Origin of the sequence: Simplicispira suum, from assembly GCF_003008595.1 — a bacterium.
Lineage (GTDB): Bacteria > Pseudomonadota > Gammaproteobacteria > Burkholderiales > Burkholderiaceae_C > Simplicispira > Simplicispira suum.
In genome coordinates this window covers 190,474-207,912 of the sequence record NZ_CP027669.1, presented here as the reverse complement: position 1 = coordinate 207,912, position 17,439 = coordinate 190,474, and the positions used below count along the sequence as shown (strand labels likewise).

The 17,439-nt window shown below is 64.0% G+C and carries 19 protein-coding genes and 1 other RNA gene; 14 read left to right on the top strand and 6 right to left on the bottom strand.

Translation table 11 applies throughout. From position 1 onward, the window contains the following. Window position 1: 1 nt before the first annotated feature. Window positions 2-478, bottom strand: coding sequence for a YhbY family RNA-binding protein (locus C6571_RS01010; RefSeq protein WP_106445049.1), 477 nt, complete (start codon window positions 476-478; stop codon window positions 2-4). A gap of 89 nt (window positions 479-567) precedes the next feature. On the opposite strand from C6571_RS01010, the gene C6571_RS01005 reads away from it, so the two are divergent. The 4 genes from C6571_RS01005 to glmM all read left to right on the top strand — a co-directional run bounded on the left by C6571_RS01005 (window position 568) and on the right by glmM (window position 5,545). Beyond that, complete coding sequence (locus C6571_RS01005; protein ID WP_106445048.1) at window positions 568-1,200, top strand: RlmE family RNA methyltransferase; 633 nt, start codon at window positions 568-570, stop codon at window positions 1,198-1,200. A gap of 138 nt (window positions 1,201-1,338) precedes the next feature. After that, window positions 1,339-3,258, top strand: coding sequence for an ATP-dependent zinc metalloprotease FtsH (gene ftsH, locus C6571_RS01000; RefSeq protein ID WP_106445047.1), 1,920 nt, complete (start codon window positions 1,339-1,341; stop codon window positions 3,256-3,258). A 72-nt stretch (window positions 3,259-3,330) separates the two neighbouring features. Then, window positions 3,331-4,164: a dihydropteroate synthase gene (folP, locus tag C6571_RS00995; RefSeq protein WP_106445046.1), complete on the top strand. Its 834-nt coding sequence runs from the start codon at window positions 3,331-3,333 to the stop codon at window positions 4,162-4,164. Window positions 4,165-4,210: 46 nt separating this feature from the next. Further along, the gene (gene glmM / locus C6571_RS00990; protein WP_106445045.1) at window positions 4,211-5,545 is read left to right on the top strand and encodes a phosphoglucosamine mutase; all 1,335 of its coding nucleotides are present in this window, start codon (window positions 4,211-4,213) and stop codon (window positions 5,543-5,545) included. A gap of 84 nt (window positions 5,546-5,629) precedes the next feature. Here the strand turns inward: glmM and C6571_RS00985 are convergent, their stop codons facing one another. Beyond that, complete coding sequence (locus C6571_RS00985; protein ID WP_106445044.1) at window positions 5,630-6,550, bottom strand: alpha/beta fold hydrolase; 921 nt, start codon at window positions 6,548-6,550, stop codon at window positions 5,630-5,632. Between the two features lie 131 nt (window positions 6,551-6,681). Here C6571_RS00985 and C6571_RS00980 point away from each other — a divergent pair, with 131 nt between their 5' ends. The 3 genes from C6571_RS00980 to plsY all read left to right on the top strand — a co-directional run bounded on the left by C6571_RS00980 (window position 6,682) and on the right by plsY (window position 9,073). Further along, the gene (locus C6571_RS00980) at window positions 6,682-7,743 is read left to right on the top strand and encodes an aldo/keto reductase (protein ID WP_106445043.1); all 1,062 of its coding nucleotides are present in this window, start codon (window positions 6,682-6,684) and stop codon (window positions 7,741-7,743) included. 57 nt (window positions 7,744-7,800) lie between these two features. Further along, window positions 7,801-8,301, top strand: coding sequence for an aminoacyl-tRNA deacylase (locus C6571_RS00975; RefSeq protein WP_106445042.1), 501 nt, complete (start codon window positions 7,801-7,803; stop codon window positions 8,299-8,301). A 94-nt stretch (window positions 8,302-8,395) separates the two neighbouring features. Then, window positions 8,396-9,073 (top strand): glycerol-3-phosphate 1-O-acyltransferase PlsY, encoded by a 678-nt coding sequence (gene plsY / locus C6571_RS00970; protein ID WP_106447957.1) that lies wholly within the window; start codon window positions 8,396-8,398, stop codon window positions 9,071-9,073. Between the two features lie 57 nt (window positions 9,074-9,130). Here the strand turns inward: plsY and ffs are convergent. Continuing rightward, an RNA gene (ffs, locus tag C6571_RS00965) (signal recognition particle sRNA small type) lies at window positions 9,131-9,227 on the bottom strand. Between the two features lie 33 nt (window positions 9,228-9,260). After that, window positions 9,261-9,815, bottom strand: a complete 555-nt coding sequence (locus tag C6571_RS00960; RefSeq protein ID WP_106445041.1) for a cytochrome b — start codon at window positions 9,813-9,815, stop codon at window positions 9,261-9,263. 118 nt (window positions 9,816-9,933) lie between these two features. Here C6571_RS00960 and dnaX point away from each other — a divergent pair, with 118 nt between their 5' ends. From dnaX to C6571_RS00935, 5 genes are all read left to right on the top strand, one after another. Further along, entirely contained in the window at window positions 9,934-11,793 is a 1,860-nt protein-coding gene (gene dnaX, locus C6571_RS00955) for a DNA polymerase III subunit gamma/tau (protein ID WP_106445040.1), read from the top strand. Window positions 11,794-11,841: 48 nt separating this feature from the next. Next, the gene (locus tag C6571_RS00950; protein WP_106445039.1) at window positions 11,842-12,165 is read left to right on the top strand and encodes a YbaB/EbfC family nucleoid-associated protein; all 324 of its coding nucleotides are present in this window, start codon (window positions 11,842-11,844) and stop codon (window positions 12,163-12,165) included. A gap of 298 nt (window positions 12,166-12,463) precedes the next feature. Beyond that, window positions 12,464-13,054: a recombination mediator RecR gene (gene recR / locus C6571_RS00945; RefSeq protein ID WP_106445038.1), complete on the top strand. Its 591-nt coding sequence runs from the start codon at window positions 12,464-12,466 to the stop codon at window positions 13,052-13,054. 93 nt (window positions 13,055-13,147) lie between these two features. Then, window positions 13,148-13,570 (top strand): MAPEG family protein, encoded by a 423-nt coding sequence (locus C6571_RS00940; protein WP_106445037.1) that lies wholly within the window; start codon window positions 13,148-13,150, stop codon window positions 13,568-13,570. 28 nt (window positions 13,571-13,598) lie between these two features. Continuing rightward, window positions 13,599-13,751 carry a DUF3096 domain-containing protein gene (locus C6571_RS00935; protein ID WP_106445036.1) on the top strand — a complete coding sequence of 51 codons (153 nt, stop codon included), beginning with the start codon at window positions 13,599-13,601 and terminating at the stop codon, window positions 13,749-13,751. A 143-nt stretch (window positions 13,752-13,894) separates the two neighbouring features. Here C6571_RS00935 and C6571_RS00930 read toward each other — a convergent pair whose 3' ends face one another. Together C6571_RS00930 and gloB are read right to left on the bottom strand one after the other, a co-directional pair. Continuing rightward, window positions 13,895-15,409 (bottom strand): transglycosylase SLT domain-containing protein, encoded by a 1,515-nt coding sequence (locus C6571_RS00930; RefSeq protein WP_245901345.1) that lies wholly within the window; start codon window positions 15,407-15,409, stop codon window positions 13,895-13,897. Beyond that, window positions 15,406-16,179 (bottom strand): hydroxyacylglutathione hydrolase, encoded by a 774-nt coding sequence (gloB, locus tag C6571_RS00925; protein WP_106445034.1) that lies wholly within the window; start codon window positions 16,177-16,179, stop codon window positions 15,406-15,408. Before gloB ends, C6571_RS00930 begins: the two co-directional genes overlap by 4 nt. Here gloB and C6571_RS00920 point away from each other — a divergent pair. Next, window positions 16,178-16,966: a class I SAM-dependent methyltransferase gene (locus C6571_RS00920; RefSeq protein WP_245901344.1), complete on the top strand. Its 789-nt coding sequence runs from the start codon at window positions 16,178-16,180 to the stop codon at window positions 16,964-16,966. The two genes, gloB and C6571_RS00920, sit on opposite strands and share 2 nt — an antisense overlap. After that, the gene (rnhA, locus tag C6571_RS00915; protein WP_106445033.1) at window positions 16,963-17,415 is read left to right on the top strand and encodes a ribonuclease HI; all 453 of its coding nucleotides are present in this window, start codon (window positions 16,963-16,965) and stop codon (window positions 17,413-17,415) included. Before C6571_RS00920 ends, rnhA begins: the two co-directional genes overlap by 4 nt. The last annotated feature ends 24 nt before the right edge of the window (window positions 17,416-17,439 follow it).

Below are 17,439 nucleotides of genomic sequence, written 5' to 3'. Positions count from 1 at the left end.
ATCAAGGGGCCTGGCGCTTCTTGATGGATGTGAGTCTGGGTTTTTTGGCGCGTTTCACCTGGCCACCCGGCGTGAGGCGTTGGTTGCCCAGCACACGCAGTTGTTTGATTTCGGGGCGCTGACCGCCGCGTTTGCTGTATTTGAGTACTTTCACGTCGCGCGGGCCCGGCATGCGGTCTTCGTCCACGCTGCGCTCCTTTTCGGGCTGTGGGCGCCACAGCACGAAAAGCTTGCCAATATGCTGAATGGGTGCGGCGCTGAGTTCGGCGGCCAGTTCCTGGTACATCAGCTCGCGGGCGGCGCGGTCATCACCGAAAACACGAATTTTGATCAGGCCGTGGGCATTGAGTGCAGCGTCGATCTCCTTGCGTACGGCGGGTGTCAGGCCGTCGCCGCCCACCATCACCACGGGATTGAGGTGGTGCGCCTGAGCGCGGTATTCGCGGCGCGCGGCCGAGTCAAGTTCTATTTGGGGCATACCCGTATTATCTGCGGCCCGGCGCATGGGGCTTTGGACACATTTTGAATACAGAGACTTCGTCGTGGGCCGGGAGACAATAGGTCCCCATGAAAGTCAAAACCCAGAGCAAGAAGGTCAACAAGGCGTGGCTCAACGACCACGTCAATGACACCTACGTCAAACTCGCGCAGCAAGAAGGCTACCGCGCTCGCGCTGCGTACAAGCTCAAGGAGATCGACGAGCACTTTCGCCTGATCCGCCCCGGCGCCGTGGTGGTGGATCTGGGCAGTGCGCCTGGAGCCTGGAGTCAGTATGTGCGTCGTCGATTGGGCGGCACCGGCGCCATCGTGGCCCTGGATATGCTGCCCATGGAGCCGATTGATGGAGTGCGCTTTTTTCAAGGCGATTTTCGTGAGGGAGTGGTGCTGGCCGAGGTGGAGGCCGCTCTTGGTGAGCGCAAGGTTGATCTGGTGGTCTCCGACATGGCGCCCAACCTCTCCGGCATTGCGGCGACCGATGCGGCGCGTATCTCGCTGCTGGTGGAGCTGGCGATCGACTTTGCCCGCAATCACCTGCAAGCGGACGGGGCGCTGGTGGCCAAGGTGTTTCACGGCGGCGGGTATGCCGAGCTGGTTGATGCGTTCCGTGCAAACTTTCGTCTCGTCAAGCCGCTCAAGCCCAAGGCCTCGCGCGACAAATCGTCGGAAACCTTTCTTGTCGGGGTCGGTCTTAAACCATGAAACACCGTGCCAAACCCTGAGAGACCGTGCTGGCGCAATGGCCTGTCGCTGAGGCATTAAAGGGAGGCTTGGCTTGAAAAGTCTAAAATTGCCTCTATCTGGGTCAAATCTGCCCTGTCACCCACTCTGGAGTCCCGCTTGAACAATCAGTGGTTTTCAAAAGTTGCCGTCTGGCTCGTTATTGCCATGGTGCTGTTTACGGTGTTCAAACAATTTGACACCCGCGCCAGCGCGTCGGCCGGCCACGTGGGCTACTCCGAATTCCTGGACGAAGTGCGCAGCAACCGCATCAAGAGCGCGACCATTCAGGAAGGCCAGGGCGGTACCGAGATCATCGCCCTGACCAACGATGACCGCCGCATCCGCACCACCGCCACCTATCTCGATCGCGGTCTGGTGGGCGACCTGATCAACAACAACGTCAAGTTCGACGTCAAGCCGCGTGAAGAAGGCTCGCTGCTGATGACCCTGCTGGTGAGCTGGGGTCCCATGCTGCTTTTGATTGGCGTGTGGGTGTACTTCATGCGCCAGATGCAGGGCGGCGGCAAGGGCGGCGCCTTCAGCTTTGGCAAGAGCAAGGCGCGCATGATGGACGAGAACAACAACACGGTGACGTTTGCCGACGTAGCCGGTTGCGACGAAGCCAAGGAAGAAGTCAAGGAAGTTGTCGATTTCCTGAAAGACCCGCAGCGCTTTCAAAAGCTCGGCGGCCGCATTCCACGCGGTCTGCTGCTGGTAGGCCCTCCGGGCACCGGCAAGACGCTGCTTGCCAAGTCCATTGCGGGTGAAGCCAAGGTACCGTTCTTTTCTATTTCCGGCTCTGATTTCGTCGAAATGTTCGTTGGCGTCGGTGCCGCCCGCGTGCGCGACATGTTTGAGAACGCCAAGAAAAATGCTCCCTGCATCATCTTCATCGATGAAATTGATGCCGTCGGCCGCCAGCGGGGCGCGGGCCTGGGCGGTGGCAACGACGAGCGCGAACAGACCTTGAACCAGATGCTGGTCGAGATGGACGGGTTTGAGACCAACCTCGGTGTGATCGTGGTAGCCGCCACCAACCGGCCAGACATTTTGGATGCTGCGCTGCTGCGCCCCGGCCGTTTCGACCGCCAGGTGTATGTGACGCTGCCCGACATTCGTGGCCGTGAGCAGATCCTCAACGTGCACATGCGCAAGATTCCGGTCAGCCAGGACGTCAACCCCGGCGTCATCGCGCGCGGCACGCCCGGCATGTCCGGCGCCGATCTGGCCAACCTGTGCAACGAAGCCGCCTTGATGGCCGCACGTCGGAACGCCCGTACGGTCGAGATGCAGGATTTCGAGCGTGCCAAGGACAAGATCCTCATGGGCCCCGAGCGCAAGAGCATGGTCATGCCCGAGGAAGAGCGCCGCAACACGGCCTACCACGAGTCGGGCCATGCGCTGATCGGCAAGCTCCTGCCCAAGTGCGACCCGGTGCACAAGGTCACCATCATTCCCCGTGGTCGGGCTTTGGGCGTCACCATGAGCCTGCCGGCACAAGACCGCTACAGCTACGACAAGGAATACATGCTGAACCAGATCAGCATGCTCTTTGGCGGCCGCATTGCCGAAGAAGTGTTCATGGGCCAGATGACCACGGGTGCCAGCAACGACTTCGAGCGCGCGACCTCGATTGCCCGCGACATGGTCACTCGCTACGGCATGACCGATGCGCTTGGCCCCATGGTCTACGCCGAAAACGAAGGCGAAGTGTTTTTGGGCCGCTCGGTGACCAAAACCACGACCATGAGCGAGGCAACCATGCAGAAGGTTGACCAGGAAGTGCGCAAGATCATCGATGAGCAGTACGCCCAGGCACGCAAACTGATCGAGGACAACCAGGACAAGATCCACGCCATGGCCAAGGCCCTGCTCGAATGGGAAACCATCGACTCCGATCAACTCGACGACATCATTGCGGGCAAGCCTCCGCGCCCACCCAAGGACTGGACCCCGCGCACGCCTTCGTCCGAGGGCGACGACGCCAGCGGCGGTACCCCCGCCGTAGCGGCTGAACCGGCGCCTTCAGCGGCTTGATGCAAGCATTTCTGCAATGAAGCAAACGGGGCGCAAGCCCCGTTTGTTCGTTCTCCTTCTCCAGCCCCACCCATGATCTGGCAAACCAGCCGTTTCGCCATCGACCTCAGCCGCCCGCAGGTGATGGGCATTGTCAATATCACGCCTGATTCGTTTTCGGACGGTGGGCAGCACGCAAGCGCCGCAGCCGCCCTGCGCCATTGCGAGGTGCTGTTGCGAGACGGTGCCGATATGCTCGATATAGGCGGTGAATCCACCCGTCCGGGAAGCCCACCGGTGCCGCTGGACGACGAACTTGCCCGCGTGTTGCCCGTGGTGCGCGCCGTCGTTTCCATGGGGGTTCCGGTTTCGGTGGATACCTACAAGGCCGAGGTGATGCGCGCGGTGCTGGATCTGGGCGCTGACATCATCAACGACGTGTGGGCGCTGCGCCAGAGCGGCGCTGCACAGGTGGTGGCCCAACACCCCAACTGCGGCGTTTGTCTGATGCACATGCACCGCGAGCCACAAACCATGCAGGTGCAGCCCATGGAGGGCGATGTTCCGAGGCAAGTGCTCGGATTCTTGAGGCACCGTGCCGAAGCGGTGCAGGCACTGGGCGTCGAAAAGGCCAGAATTTTGCTGGACCCCGGCATCGGTTTTGGCAAGACGGTGGCCCAGAATTTCGAACTGCTGAGGCGCCAGCAGGAGTTGCTGTGTGCCGGCTATCCGGTGGTGGCGGCTTGGTCCCGCAAATCGCCACTGGGGGCTGTCAGCGGCCTGGAAGTTGGCTCCCGCATCATTCCCAGCATTGCGGCGGCGCTGCTTGCGGTAGAGCGTGGGGCACGCGTGGTGCGCGTGCACGACGTAGCCGAAACCGTACAGGCCCTGAGCGTCTGGCAGGCGGCCAGCAACCCGGTGAATTGAGCCGCATCGAGCCGTTCAGAAGAAAAGAATATTTGAGAGGAACAGCATGCAGAGACAGTATTTCGGCACCGACGGCATTCGCGGAACGGTGGGGGTGTCTCCGATCACCCCCGACTTCATTCTTCGGCTGGGCCATGCGGTGGGCCGCGTGCTCAAGCGCAGTGAAGCGCGCCCCACGGTTCTGATCGGCAAGGACACGCGGATTTCGGGCTACATGCTCGAGAGCGCGCTCGAATCGGGCTTCAATTCGGCCGGCGTCGATGTGGTTTTGCTTGGTCCGCTGCCGACGCCGGGGGTTGCCTATCTGACGCGCGCCCAGCGCGCGAGCCTGGGCGTGGTCATCAGCGCCAGCCACAATCCGTTTCCGGACAACGGCATCAAGTTTTTCAGCGCGCAGGGCAGCAAGCTGAGCGACAACTGGGAGATCGCCGTGGAAGAAGCGCTGGCCGAAGCGCCCGTGTGGGCCGATTCGGCCTCGCTTGGCAAGGCGCGCCGACTGGACGATGCCGCTGGGCGCTACATCGAATTTTGCAAGAGCACCTATGCGCACGATCTGACGCTCAAGGGGCTGAAAATCGTGGTGGACGCCGCCCACGGCGCGGCCTACCAGGTGGCGCCCAAGGTGTTTCATGAGCTGGGCGCTGACGTGATTGCCATGGGCTGCGCGCCCGACGGCATCAACATCAACCACGAAGTGGGCGCCACGCACCCCGACGCACTGGTGCTGGCGGTGCGCGCCAACCATGCGGACTACGGTATTGCGCTCGATGGTGACGCCGACCGCCTGCAGGTGGTGGACGCCGCCGGACGCCTCTACAACGGCGACGAGCTGCTCTACCTCATGGCGCGCGAGCGCATGGGTCGCGACGAACTCGTGCCCGGCGTGGTGGGTACCCTGATGACCAACATGGCGGTGGAGCTGGCGCTGGCCGAACGCGGCGTCCAGCTGGTGCGCGCCAAGGTGGGAGACCGCTACGTGCTGGAAGAGCTGGCCAAGCGGGGCTGGTTGCTCGGCGGCGAAGGTTCGGGCCACTTGCTGGCACTCGACAAGCAGACCACGGGCGACGGTCTGGTGAGCGCCTTGCAGGTGCTGCAGTGCGTGGTGCGCAGTGGCCGCACTTTGGCTCAGCTGATGGAAGAAGTGGTGTTGTTCCCCCAGGTGCTGCTCAACGTGCGCTTGGCGCCGGGAAGCGACTGGCGCAGCAACGCGCACCTGGCGCGGGAAACCGAAACCGTGCAGGCCGAACTGGGCGCACTGGGCCGCGTGTTGATTCGCGCCAGCGGCACCGAGCCGGTATTGCGGGTGATGGTGGAGGCCCGCGACGCTGCCCAGGCAAGCCGCTGCGCAGAGCGTCTGGCCGACGCCGTTCGAGCGGCGTGACAACTCCCCAATTCCTGTTTTGATAGCATCTGGCGCTTTCTGGATAAGCGCTGGAAGCCTTTTTTCATCAAAATTTTGCTGGTTTCAGTCGCTTAGGAACGCTTCGACCAGCTTGGCCAGTACCTCGGGCTGGTCGTGGTGCAGCATGTGGCCTGCGTCCTCGATGACGGCGGTGCGGCAGTTCGCCACGGCTTTCAGGCGCTCGTGATACTGCGCCAGTGTGTAGCGGCCCTGCCACCACTGGCCCAGGCTGTCGCCACTGGCTTCCACCGCCAGCGTGGGCGCGGCGATGGCGGCGTAGAGTGCCTGCACTTCGTCCACCCGGTAGAGTTGCGCGCTTTTGACCTTGTGGGCTGCGTCGCCCAGGATGGCCCAGCGGCCTGACGCGTCCGGCGCGGCCCAATGCTGCGCCAGCCATTCGGCTTTGTCCTGCGAGAGGCGCGGGTTGGTCTTCATGAGCCGCCGCGCCACGCCGTTCAGGCCTTCGTAGCTTTTGAGTGCCATCTCGCCGCGTTCGAGCTGGCGGATTTCGTCCATCCATTCGCCGTAGCGGCGCACCGCAGACTCGGGCTGGGAGGCGGGCAGGCCAAAGCCCTCCAGATTCACCAGGCGCCGCACCCGCGTTGCGCGAACGCCCGCGTACATCATGGCAATGTTGCCGCCCATGCTGTGGCCCACCAGATCCACCGGGCGCTCGCCGGCGTAGTGGTCCAGCAACTGGTCCAGGTCGGCCAGGTAATCGGCAAAAGCGTAGTGGTCTGTTGGCACCGGTGGTTTGGTCAGGCCGAAGCCGCGCCAATCGGGCGCGAGGATGGTCCGGCCTTGCACAAAGGCCTCGGGCAGGGCGTCGACCATGAACTGGTAGGAAGCGCCCACGTCCATCCAGCCATGGACCAAAACAAGGGGCGGAGCGTCACTCTGCAGCGCGCCCCAGCGCCAGACGTGGTAGTCGAGTGAGCGGATGCGCACGACTTCGGTGCGGGCGGGAAAGCGTTCTGAATACATCCGCCAATTATTCATGGCTTGCGGTGGGGGCTTGTCCTGGCGGCGACAAATCCCTGTGCGTTGGCTCGCCTGCACGATTGCGCCTGCGCCCGTAAACTGCAGCGCCAACCTTTGACAAGCCCCCGCAACGCATGAAAACACTCCCCCTCGGCCAAAGCGACCTGCACGTCACTCCCATCTGCCTGGGCACCATGACCTTCGGCGAACAGGTGGACGAGGCCTCGGCCCACGCCATGCTCGACCGCGCGGCAGAGCGCGGCATCAACTTCATCGATACGGCCGAGATGTACGCCGTGCCGGCGCGTGCCGAGACCTTTGGTGCCACCGAAGCCATTCTGGGCAACTGGTTTGCATCCCGCCCTGGGCTGCGTGCCAAGACGGTGCTGGCCACCAAGGTGGCCGGGCCGTCGCGCGGCATGCCCTGGGTGCGTGCAGGGCAGGGCATGACGCCGGCCGACATCGTCGCGTCTTGCGAAGCGAGTCTGCGGCGACTGCAGACCGACGTCATCGACCTCTACCAGATCCACTGGCCCGAGCGCCACGTGCCGGTGTTTGGCATCAAGTACTACGACCCGGCCAAAGAGACCTCGCAAACGCCTATTCATGAGCAGCTGGATGCTTTGGCCGGCCTGGTGCGTGCGGGCAAAGTGCGCCATATCGGCTTGTCGAACGAATCACCCTATGGCGTGCACGAATTCGTCCGGCTGGCCGAGCAGCATGGCCTGCCGCGCGTGGTGAGCGTGCAGAACCCGTACTGCCTGATCAATCGCAGCTACGAGAACGCGCTGGACGAAACCTGCCACCGCCTCGATGTGGGCCTGCTGGCCTACTCGCCACTGGGCTTTGGCCTGCTCACCGGCAAGTACGACGCCAGCGGCACGGAGGGTCCGAATGCACCCGCCGGTGCGCGCATGGCCAGCTACGCCAGCGTGCGCAAGCAGCGCTGGGGCCGCCCCGAGGCGCTGACGGCCGCGCGCCGCTACAACCAGCTGGCGCGCGACCACGGATTGAGCCCCACGCAGATGGCGCTGGCGTTTTGCTATACCAAGTGGCAGGTCGCCAGCACCATCATTGGCGTGACCTCGATGGCGCAACTTGACGAAGACATCGCCGCTTTTGGCACCACGCTCAGCCCGGAGCTGCTGACAGCGATTGATACCTTGCGTTGGGAAACGGGCGACCCGGCGATTTAAGGCAAAAAATGGCTCCTGGCGTTTATCCAGTAAACGCTTGCAGCTATCATTTTCAATATGGCAAAGAAGGACAAAAAGGCCGCGCACGTCAGCGAAACCCCCGCGACACAGATGCTGCGTGCGCACGGCGTGGCGTTCACCAGCCACCCCTACGAGTACCTGGAGCACGGTGGCGCCCAGCACAGCGCGGCGGTGCTGGGGCTGGACCCGTACGCCGTGGTCAAGACCTTGGTCATGCAGGACCAGGACGCCAAACCCCTGCTGGTGCTGATGCACGGCAACCGCACAGTCTCCACCAAGAACCTGGCACGCCAGATCGGTGCCAAGTCGGTGGAGCCCTGCACACCCGAGGTCGCCAACCGCCACAGCGGCTACCTGGTGGGCGGCACCTCGCCCTTTGGCACGCGCCGCGAAATGCCGGTTTTTATTGAAGAAAGCATCCTCGCGCTGCCGCGCATTGCCATCAACGGCGGGCGGCGCGGATTCCTGGTGCAGATCGATCCGCAGGTCTGCGTGCGACTGCTGGGCGCCCGGCCGGTGCAGTGCGCGCTGGAGTAGCCGCAGCAAGGGGATATGGCGTCGCTGGCAGAATGGCGCGCCGCGGCGCCATCAGCGGCTGATCCTCGTTTTGACTGTTTTGGGAGTGCTCTTCGTGCCTGTTGCCTATAGCTTTGCTGCGGTGCTTGCCGCCTACCTGCTCGGCTCGCTCTCGTTTGCCGTGGTCGTCAGCCGCGCCATGGGCCTGGCCGATCCGCGCACCTTTGGCAGCAAGAACCCCGGCGCCACCAATGTGCTGCGCTCGGGCAGCAAGGTCGCCGCCATCGTGACGCTGCTGCTTGACGCTGCCAAGGGCTGGCTCCCGGTGGTGCTGGTGCGTTGGTACGGTGCGCCGTATGGGCTGGAAGACGGAACGCAGGCGCTGGTGGGCCTGGCGGCTTTTGTGGGCCACTTGTGGCCGATATTTTTCCGCTTTCAGGGTGGCAAAGGCGTGGCCACGGCGCTGGGTGTGCTCGTGGGTTTCAGTCTCTGGCTGGGGCTGGCCACTGGAGCCACCTGGCTGATCGTGGCGTTTTTCTTTCGCTATTCGTCGCTGGCTTCGCTGGCCAGCGCCCTGTTTGCTCCGGTGTACTACGTGTTGGTGGGTGGCGTGGTCTGGGACACCGAGCGCAGCATTGCTGCGGCCATTGTGGTGATGTCGAGTCTGCTGGCCTGGCGGCACAAGGAAAATATTGCCCGCCTGATCAAAGGAACGGAATCGAGCCTGGGCAGCAAGAAGGGGGCGGCAAACAGCGCCGCTGTGGCCCCAAAGGGGCGCCGCAAGCGGCATTGAAAAAAGGAAAGAAGGCGGCTGGCCAGGCGTTCAGCAAATGACGACTGGCGAAAAGAAGTTGACGAGCCTTACCCCCGGCACTGGCTCCACAGTTAGGGCTGCTTGGTTCCCCACCTGACCCGGTTGGCCGCTTCACCATGCGGGGAGGCCCGTCACCAATGATTGTATGCGACGCGCCGCGTGCGCTTCAGCGCGCACCCGGCAGCATGCGCAGCACGGTGTTGTCGCGCTGCACATAGTGGTGGAACAGGGCGGCAGCGGCATGCAGGCCGACCAGCACATAGCCCACTGTGGCGCCGGCCTCGTGCAGGTCTTTGAACCAGCGCGCCGTTTCCTTGCTTTCACTGATGGGCAGCATCGGCAGACCCATCCCGCCGGGCAAGGCAACCGGTGCGCCCTTGGCACTGAGTGCCATCCAGCCCAGGAACGGCAGGCCGATCATCAGCGCGTACAGCGCCAGGTGCACCAGATGGGCCAGCAGAACCTGCCAGGCGGGCGGCGGCGGCGCGATAGCCGGGGTGGGGCCCAGCGCGCGCGCCAGCAGCCGCAGCCACACCAAGGCAAAAACGGACAGGCCGAGGGCGTAGTGGACCGACATGAGCAGACTGCGTCCAGCGCTGCCTTTGGGGTAAATCCCCTTCAGCTCCATGGTGGTGGCCGTGGCGACGAGCAGCACGGCCATCAGCCAGTGCAGGGCAATCGACCAGCGGTTGTAGTGATGGGCCAGAGCGTTGGAGGTCATGGGTGGCTTTCTGTGTGCAACGGGGTCCGATATTCGCAGTGCAAGATGAAGCGTTCATGAAGGCGATAACCCAAGGGCGATAGGGCGAGGCCGCCGCAGCCACATAGAATCCTGCCACATGTCCTACCTCGTGCTCGCCCGCAAGTACCGTCCGCGCAATTTCACCGAAATGGTGGGTCAGCAGCACGTGGTGCAGGCGCTGACCAATGCGCTCACCCAGCAGCGGCTGCACCACGCTTATTTGTTCACCGGCACGCGCGGCGTCGGCAAGACCACGGTCTCGCGCATTCTGGCCAAGTCCCTCAATTGCCAGGGCGTGGACGGGCAGGGCGGCATCACGGCCACGCCCTGCGGGGTCTGTGCAGCGTGTACGGCCATCGACGCCGGCCGCTTTGTCGATTACACAGAACTCGATGCTGCGTCGAACCGCGGCGTCGATGAGGTGCAAAGCCTGCTCGAACAAGCGGTCTACAAACCGGTACAGGGGCGCTTCAAGGTCTTCATGATCGACGAGGTCCACATGCTCACGACCACGGCGTTCAACGCCATGCTCAAGACGCTGGAGGAGCCGCCCGAATACCTCAAATTCGTTCTCGCCACCACCGACCCGCAAAAAGTGCCGGTGACGGTGCTCTCGCGCTGCCTCCAGTTCAACCTGCGCCCCATGGCGCCCGACACCGTTCAGGAGCATCTCGTCCAGGTGCTCGCACAAGAGCAGATCGAAGCCGAGCCGGCCGCGCTGCGCCAACTGGCCAAAGCTGCGCGCGGCTCCATGCGCGACGCGCTCTCGCTGACCGATCAGGCCATTGCCTTCGGCAGCGGCCGCATTGAGGAAGCCCCGGTGCGCCAGATGCTGGGCAGCGTGGACCGCTCGCATGTGACGCAGCTGATCGACGCCCTGGCGCGCGGCGACGGCCGCACCGTGGTGGAGACCGCTGAGGCGCTGCGCCTGCACGGTCTCTCGGCTGCGGCAGCGCTGGAAGACATGGCTGCACTGCTGCAGCGCATGGCCGTGCTGCAAGCCGTGCCCGGCCACCGCCAGTCGGGCGAGGACGACGCCGAAGCCCAGGAAACCGCCCGCCTGGCGGCGCTGCTGCCGCCCGACGAGACCCAACTGCTCTACAGCATGTGCCTGCACGGCCGCACCGAGCTGGGCCTGGCGCCCGACGAATACGCCGCGCTGACCATGGTGCTGCTGCGCCTGCTGGCGTTCAAGCCCGCCGCCGGCGGAGCGGAAAAAAAAACGGCGCTGCCGGTTCAAGCGCCTGAAGCGCCTGGGCCGGCCAGACAAAACGTCTCGCATGCGGAACCGCTTGCCGCGCCGACCTCTGAGGCGCCCGTCGTTCGAGAAACCAGAAATTTTGATGAAAATAGGCCTCTAGCGCAGGATGCGCCTGCGCTGACAGCTACAAAAATAGAAGCGAATGCAGAGCCTGTGGCTGCGGCGCCCGAGCCGCCCCCCCCTGCACCTGTGGAGGCACCCACCACCCCACAGCCAGCGCCCGCCGTGCTCACCGTGCCGGTGCGCGAACTCCCCGAGCCCGGCCCGCGCCTGCAGCCGCGCGCCGACGCCGCCCCAGCCGCACTGGTTCCCACGCCGGAAGGTGAAACCTGGCACGGCGTGGTGCAGCAGTTGATCGCAGCCGACGCGGTCACGGCATTGGTAAGGGAACTGGCGCTCCAGTCGCAATTGCTGGCGCGCGACGGCGGGCACTGGCTGCTGCGCGTGGAGCGCGAATCGCTCAACCAGCCGGCCACCCGCGAGCGCCTGCGCAGCGCGCTCGCCGCCGCAGGCCACGCCGAGCGCCTGAGCGTGGAAATCGGGCCGGTCACCGACACGCCCGCGCGCCGCAATACGGCAAAGGACAATGCCGAGCTGGATCGTGCCCGCACCGTCGTCATGAATGACCCCTTCGTCCAGGCCATGGTGCGTGACCATGGCGCAAAAATTGTTCCGGGCAGCATCCGGCCGCTCTAGCCGGCGCAGCTGCCCCATTCATTTCATTGACCAGAAAAGGATCTCACCATGTTCAACAAAGGACAGCTCGCCGGCCTCATGAAACAGGCCCAGGCCATGCAGGACAACCTCAAGAAGGCCCAGGACGAACTGGCCGATATCGAAGTCGAAGGCGAGGCAGGCGCCGGGCTGGTCAAGGTGTTGATGACCTGCAAGCACGACGTCAAGCGCATCACCATCGACCCCAGCCTGCTGGCCGAGGACAAAGACATGCTGGAAGACCTGGTGGCGGCGGCGTTCAACGCTGCGGTGCGCAAGGCGGAGGAGACGTCGCAGGAGAAGATGGGCAAGCTCACGGCAGGCCTTCCCCCCGGCATGAAGTTCCCTTTTTAGTGCACTGGCTATCGGGCGCGCGTGATGCGTCGTTGCGCGGTGCTCAGAATCCTCACGCACCGGGAGTACGTTCCGGTTCTTCCGCTCCGTGCGCATAGCCTGATGCGCGCTCGCTACGCCCTTGAGGCGGGGTGCACTGGCTACCGGGCGGGCGATCTGCGTTGTTGCGCGGTGCTCGGAATCCTCACGTACCGCAAGTACGTTCCGGTTCCTGCGCTCCGGGCGCCTAGCAGCTCATCCCGCCCGCTACGCCCTTGAGGGAGGGGTGGAAATACAGTGAAAACCAAAAGCTTAGTTGATGGCCGCTACGCAATCTCTTGAACTGCTGATCCAGGCGCTGCGGCGCCTCCCAGGCGTCGGGGCGAAGTCTGCAGCGCGGATGGCGTTTCATTTGCTGCAGCACGATCGCGATGGGGCGCAGGCGCTTTCGCGTGCCTTGGCGCAGGCGGTGGAGCAGGTGCGCCACTGTGCGCGCTGCCACACGTTTACCGAAGCCGAGGTGTGTGCCGTGTGCCTGGACCCCGAACGCGACGCGACGCGGCTGTGCGTGGTGGAGACGCCCGCAGACCAAGCGGCGCTGGAGCGCACCGGGGCGTTTCGTGGGCTGTATTTCGTGCTGATGGGGCGGCTCAGCCCGCTCGATGGCATCGGCCCGGCCGACATTGGCATCCAGGCGCTGCTGGATCGGGCACGCGATGGCGTGGTGCAGGAAGTCATTCTGGCCACCAATTTCACTGCCGAGGGTGAGGCTACGGCCCATGTCGTCAGTGAGGCGCTGCGGCGCGATGGCTTGGCGGTGACGCGCCTGGCGCGCGGCGTGCCCGTGGGCAGTGAGCTTGAATTTGTCGATCTGGGCACGATTGCCCACGCGCTGGCCGACAGGCGCTGAGTTGCCGGGCATTTCTGGCGTCCGGCGGGCGGCTGCCGAAGGCGGCACAATGCGGCGGTCCATTCACACTCTTTGCCTTTGGCCGCTCTCTTTATGAACCCTTCTGCACTTCCTGAGTTCACGATCGCTTACTGGTGCGTGCTTGTTGCTGCCCTGCTGCCGTTTCTCTGTGGGCTGCTTGCCAAGCGCAGCGGGGTGGGCAAGCGGCGTGCTGACGGCGGTTACGACAACCACAATCCGCGTGCCTGGCTGGCCCGGCAAGAAGGTGAGTCGGCCCGTGCCAATGCGGCGCAGGCCAATGGCTTCGAGGCTCTGCCTTTTTTCATCGGTGCAGTGATCATTGCGCACCAGTTGGGCGCGCCGCAAAGCCGGCTCGACTGGCTGGCGGTTGCTTTCGTTGCCTTGCGCGTGGTCTACATCGGGCTGTATGTCGGCGACAAGGCCACCGCACGCAGCCTGGTGTGGGGCTTGGCGCTGGCCGTCAACATCGCCATTTTGTTCAGCGGCTATCGCTGATCACCGATTTTTCCCCTGGAGTTCCAACATGAATATCAATCTCAGCGTCGGTCCGCTGGTCGCCTTGTTGGCCGGCATCCTGATCCTGGTATTCCCCAGGTTGCTTAGCACCATCGTGGCGCTGTATCTGATCGTGATCGGGGTGCTGGGGCTGATCGGCGTGCACCAGCTGCACTTTTAGTCGGCTCTTTGGGCGCCCGCTTCGGCGCTGCCCTGGCGGCTTATTCCCTTTCTAAATCATCCGTGACATTGTCGACTTCCCCCTGCCTTGCTACAGCAAGGTCTGCGGCTCATCTTCGCGCCACCAATGATTTGGAAATGGAATTACTTGCGCTTTGACTTGGAGGGTTTGCCGCCGCGCGAGTGTTTGACTGATTTTCCCGCCGCGCGCTTGCCGGGGCTTGCGCGCGTTGCGCCTCTGGCGCTTGACGTGCGCACCGGCAAATACAGGACGATGCTGGATCCGGCCGCGAAGTTTGCATGGGATTTCACGTCGTTCCACGCGGCCACGTCGGCCGTGGTGACGTGGTAGCGCCGGGCAATGCTGGTGACGCTGTCGCGCCGCCCCGCCTTCACGGTGGTGCGCCGCGTCACGACGTCGGGAGTGAACGCGATCTGGCCGTTGTCAGCGACCTTGGAAGCCACGTCCGCGCGGGTGGTGGCCGAGCGCGGCACCAACAGCGCCGAGCCCGCCTTGATGCGCATATGGGGCGGAATACCGTTGACGCTGCGCAAGTCGCGCTCGTCCATGCCCGTGGTGCGCGCTGCTTCCGCAACGCTCATGGTGGAGGGAAGGGTCCACACCGTCCAGCTGGCGTACTGGCCCTGGGTGTAGGCCTGAAAATTGCGCTCAAACGCCTTGGCGTTGTCCCAGGGCAGCAGGATCTGTGGCGTGCCGGCTGCCAGAATCACGGGCCGGTGCAGCGAGGGATTCAACTCCTTGAAATCTTCCTCCCGCACGCCGGCAAAGCGGGCGGCGAGCGCCACGTCGATGTCGCGCGAGATGTCTACCATCTCGAAATAAGGGTGGTTTTCAATCAGCGGCAATTCGGCGGCAAAGCGCTTGGGATTGGCCACAATGTTCTTCACTGCTTGCAACTTGGGCACGTAGAGGCGGGTCTCTGCCGGCATGGTCAGGTCGTTGTAGCCCGTGGGCAGCCCGGCCTTCTGGTTGCGTGCGATGGCCCGGCCCACGCTGCCTTCGCCCCAGTTGTAGGCGGCCAGCGCCAGGTGCCAGTCGCCAAACATGGTGTAGAGTTTTTGCAGATAGTCGAGCGCGGCGCGGGTGGAAGCCAGCACGTCGCGCCGGTCATCGCGAAATGCGTTCTGCTTGAGCTCGAAATACTCCCCGGTGGCGGGCATGAACTGCCACATGCCGGCGGCTTTCGCCGACGACACGGCCTGTGGGTTGAAGGCGCTCTCGATGTAGGGCAGCAGCGCCAGTTCGGTGGGCATGCCGCGGCGCTCCAGCTCCTCGACGATGTGGAAAAGGTATTTGCGCGAGCGCTCGGTCATGCGCTGCATGTACTCCGGCCGGCTGGCGTACCACTGCTCCCGGTCGCGTACCAGATCGCCTTCGAGGTCGGGCATGGCAAAGCCGCGCCGAATGCGATCCCACAGATCAGAGGGAGCAAACAGCGGCGCAACAGCGTGAGGGCTGGTCTGGGCCGTTGTGATGGGCTGCAGCGGGCCTTGTGGATAGAGCGGCGTGTGCGGCGGCGCCGTAGTTGGCGTCGCGGCTTGTGTGTCGCTTGCCTGCGACGGAGCACTGATCTGGTTTGCGCAGCCGCTGAGTACGAGCGAACCGGCCAGACAGGCCCAATATAAAAATTTCTTCAAAACGTATTTTTCCATTCGCGAAGGGCCGCAAAGACGGCAACCTCGTCGTGGGGATTGGTCATGGGTGCATGCGCCAGAACGCTGGCAATGACCGCGCGTTCACGGCTGCGCAAAAACGGGTTGATCGCGCGTTCCTTGGCGATCGTCGATGGCAGCGTCGGCAGATTCTGTGCACGCAGCTTCTCACAGGCCGCGCTGTAAGCTTGCAGAGCAGCATTTTCGGGTTCGACGGCACGGGCAAAACGCAGGTTGGCGAGCGTGTATTCATGGGCGCAGCACACGCGGGTGTCGCCCGGCAAGGCGGCCAGGCGGCCCAGCGACGCCAGCATTTGCGCTGGCGTGCCTTCAAACAAGCGGCCACAGCCACCCGAGAACAGCGTGTCGCCGCAAAAAAGCAATGGAGCCGCATCCGGACATTCGGCGTAGTAGGCAATATGGCCAGCGGTGTGGCCAGGCACGTCGATGACGGAAAAATGCAGTCCCAGGGCATCCACCGTATCGCCCTGGCGCAGCGGCTCAAAGGGTTCGGGAATGCGTTCGGTGGCTGGGCCCACCACGCGCGCGCCGGTGGTTTCGCGCAGTTGCGCCACGCCGCCGACATGATCGGCATGGTGGTGGGTGACTAGAATGGTTTGCAACGCCAGCCGATGCTCCTGCAGGCATTCCAGAATCGGCGCTGCCTGCCCCGGGTCCACCACGATGGCGTGGCGCGTGTCGTGTAGTAGCCACAGGTAGTTGTCGGAGAACGCGGGGACTGCTAATAACTTCATGACCGCACAAATTATAGGTTTGCACCAGTGGTTTGACTCGCCCCCCGGCCGCTACCTGCTGGAATGGGAGCAAGCGCGCTACGACGAGGCGGTGGTGGATGCCTTCGGCTACCACGGCCTGCAATTGGGCATGCCCTTGCTCGACGGCCTGCAGGCCAACCGCATGCCGCACCGCTGGCGGGCCGTGGCCTACCCCGAGTTGCTGGGCGTAGGTGCCGCGCCTGAGCTGCTGGCCGACCCGGTGGCCCTGCCTTTCCCTGAAAGCAGCATTGACCTGCTGCTGCTGCCCCATACGCTGGAACTGAGCGAAGACCCGCACGCTGCGCTGCGCGAGGCGGCGCGCGTGCTGGTGCCTGAAGGGCGTCTGGTGATCAGCGGCCTCAACCCGGTGAGCCTGTGGGCGCTGCGCCAGGGCAGGGCGCGTATGTGCCAGCGCTTTGGCCATGGCCGGCTGTTCCTGCCCGACGTTGGCGAAGTCATAGGCCATTGGCGGCTGCGCGACTGGCTGCGCCTGCTGGGCCTGGAACTCGAATCCCTGGAATTTGGCTGCTACCGTCCGGCGGTGCGCAGCGAAGGCTGGCTCAACCGCTTTGCCTGGATGGACCCGGTGGGCACCCGCTGCTGGCCTATTTTTGGCGCTGCGTACTTCGCGGTAGCCGTCAAGCGCGTGGCAGGCATGCGCTTGCTGGAGCCCGCCTGGCGCACGGGTGCGCAGCGCGCGCGCACGCAAGTGCCCGTAGCCAACCGCAGCGCAGCGCCATTTCAATCGACTGGAAAGACTGAGTGAACGAGATCGTGATTTATACCGATGGGGCCTGCAAGGGAAATCCAGGCCCCGGAGGCTGGGGCGCCGTGCTGCGTTCTGGCACCACCGAGAAAGAGCTGTTTGGCGGTGAACTCTCCACCACCAACAACCGCATGGAACTGATGGCAGTCATTGAGGCCCTGGCTGCGCTCAAGCGCCCCTGCGCGGTCGTTCTGTACCTCGACAGCGAATATGTGCGCAAGGGCATCACCGAATGGATTCACGGTTGGAAGGCGCGCGGCTGGCGGACCGCCGCCAAACAGCCAGTAAAAAACGTAGAGCTGTGGCAGCGGCTCGACGCGCTGGTCAACGGAGCCGGCCACCGCATTGACTGGCGCTGGGTCAAGGGGCATTCGGGAGACCCTGGCAACGAGCATGCCGACGCGCTGGCCAACCGCGGTGTTGAGCACGCCTTGGGCAGAGCCAGGTAAATGGGGAGTAAAGCTGGGCGATAG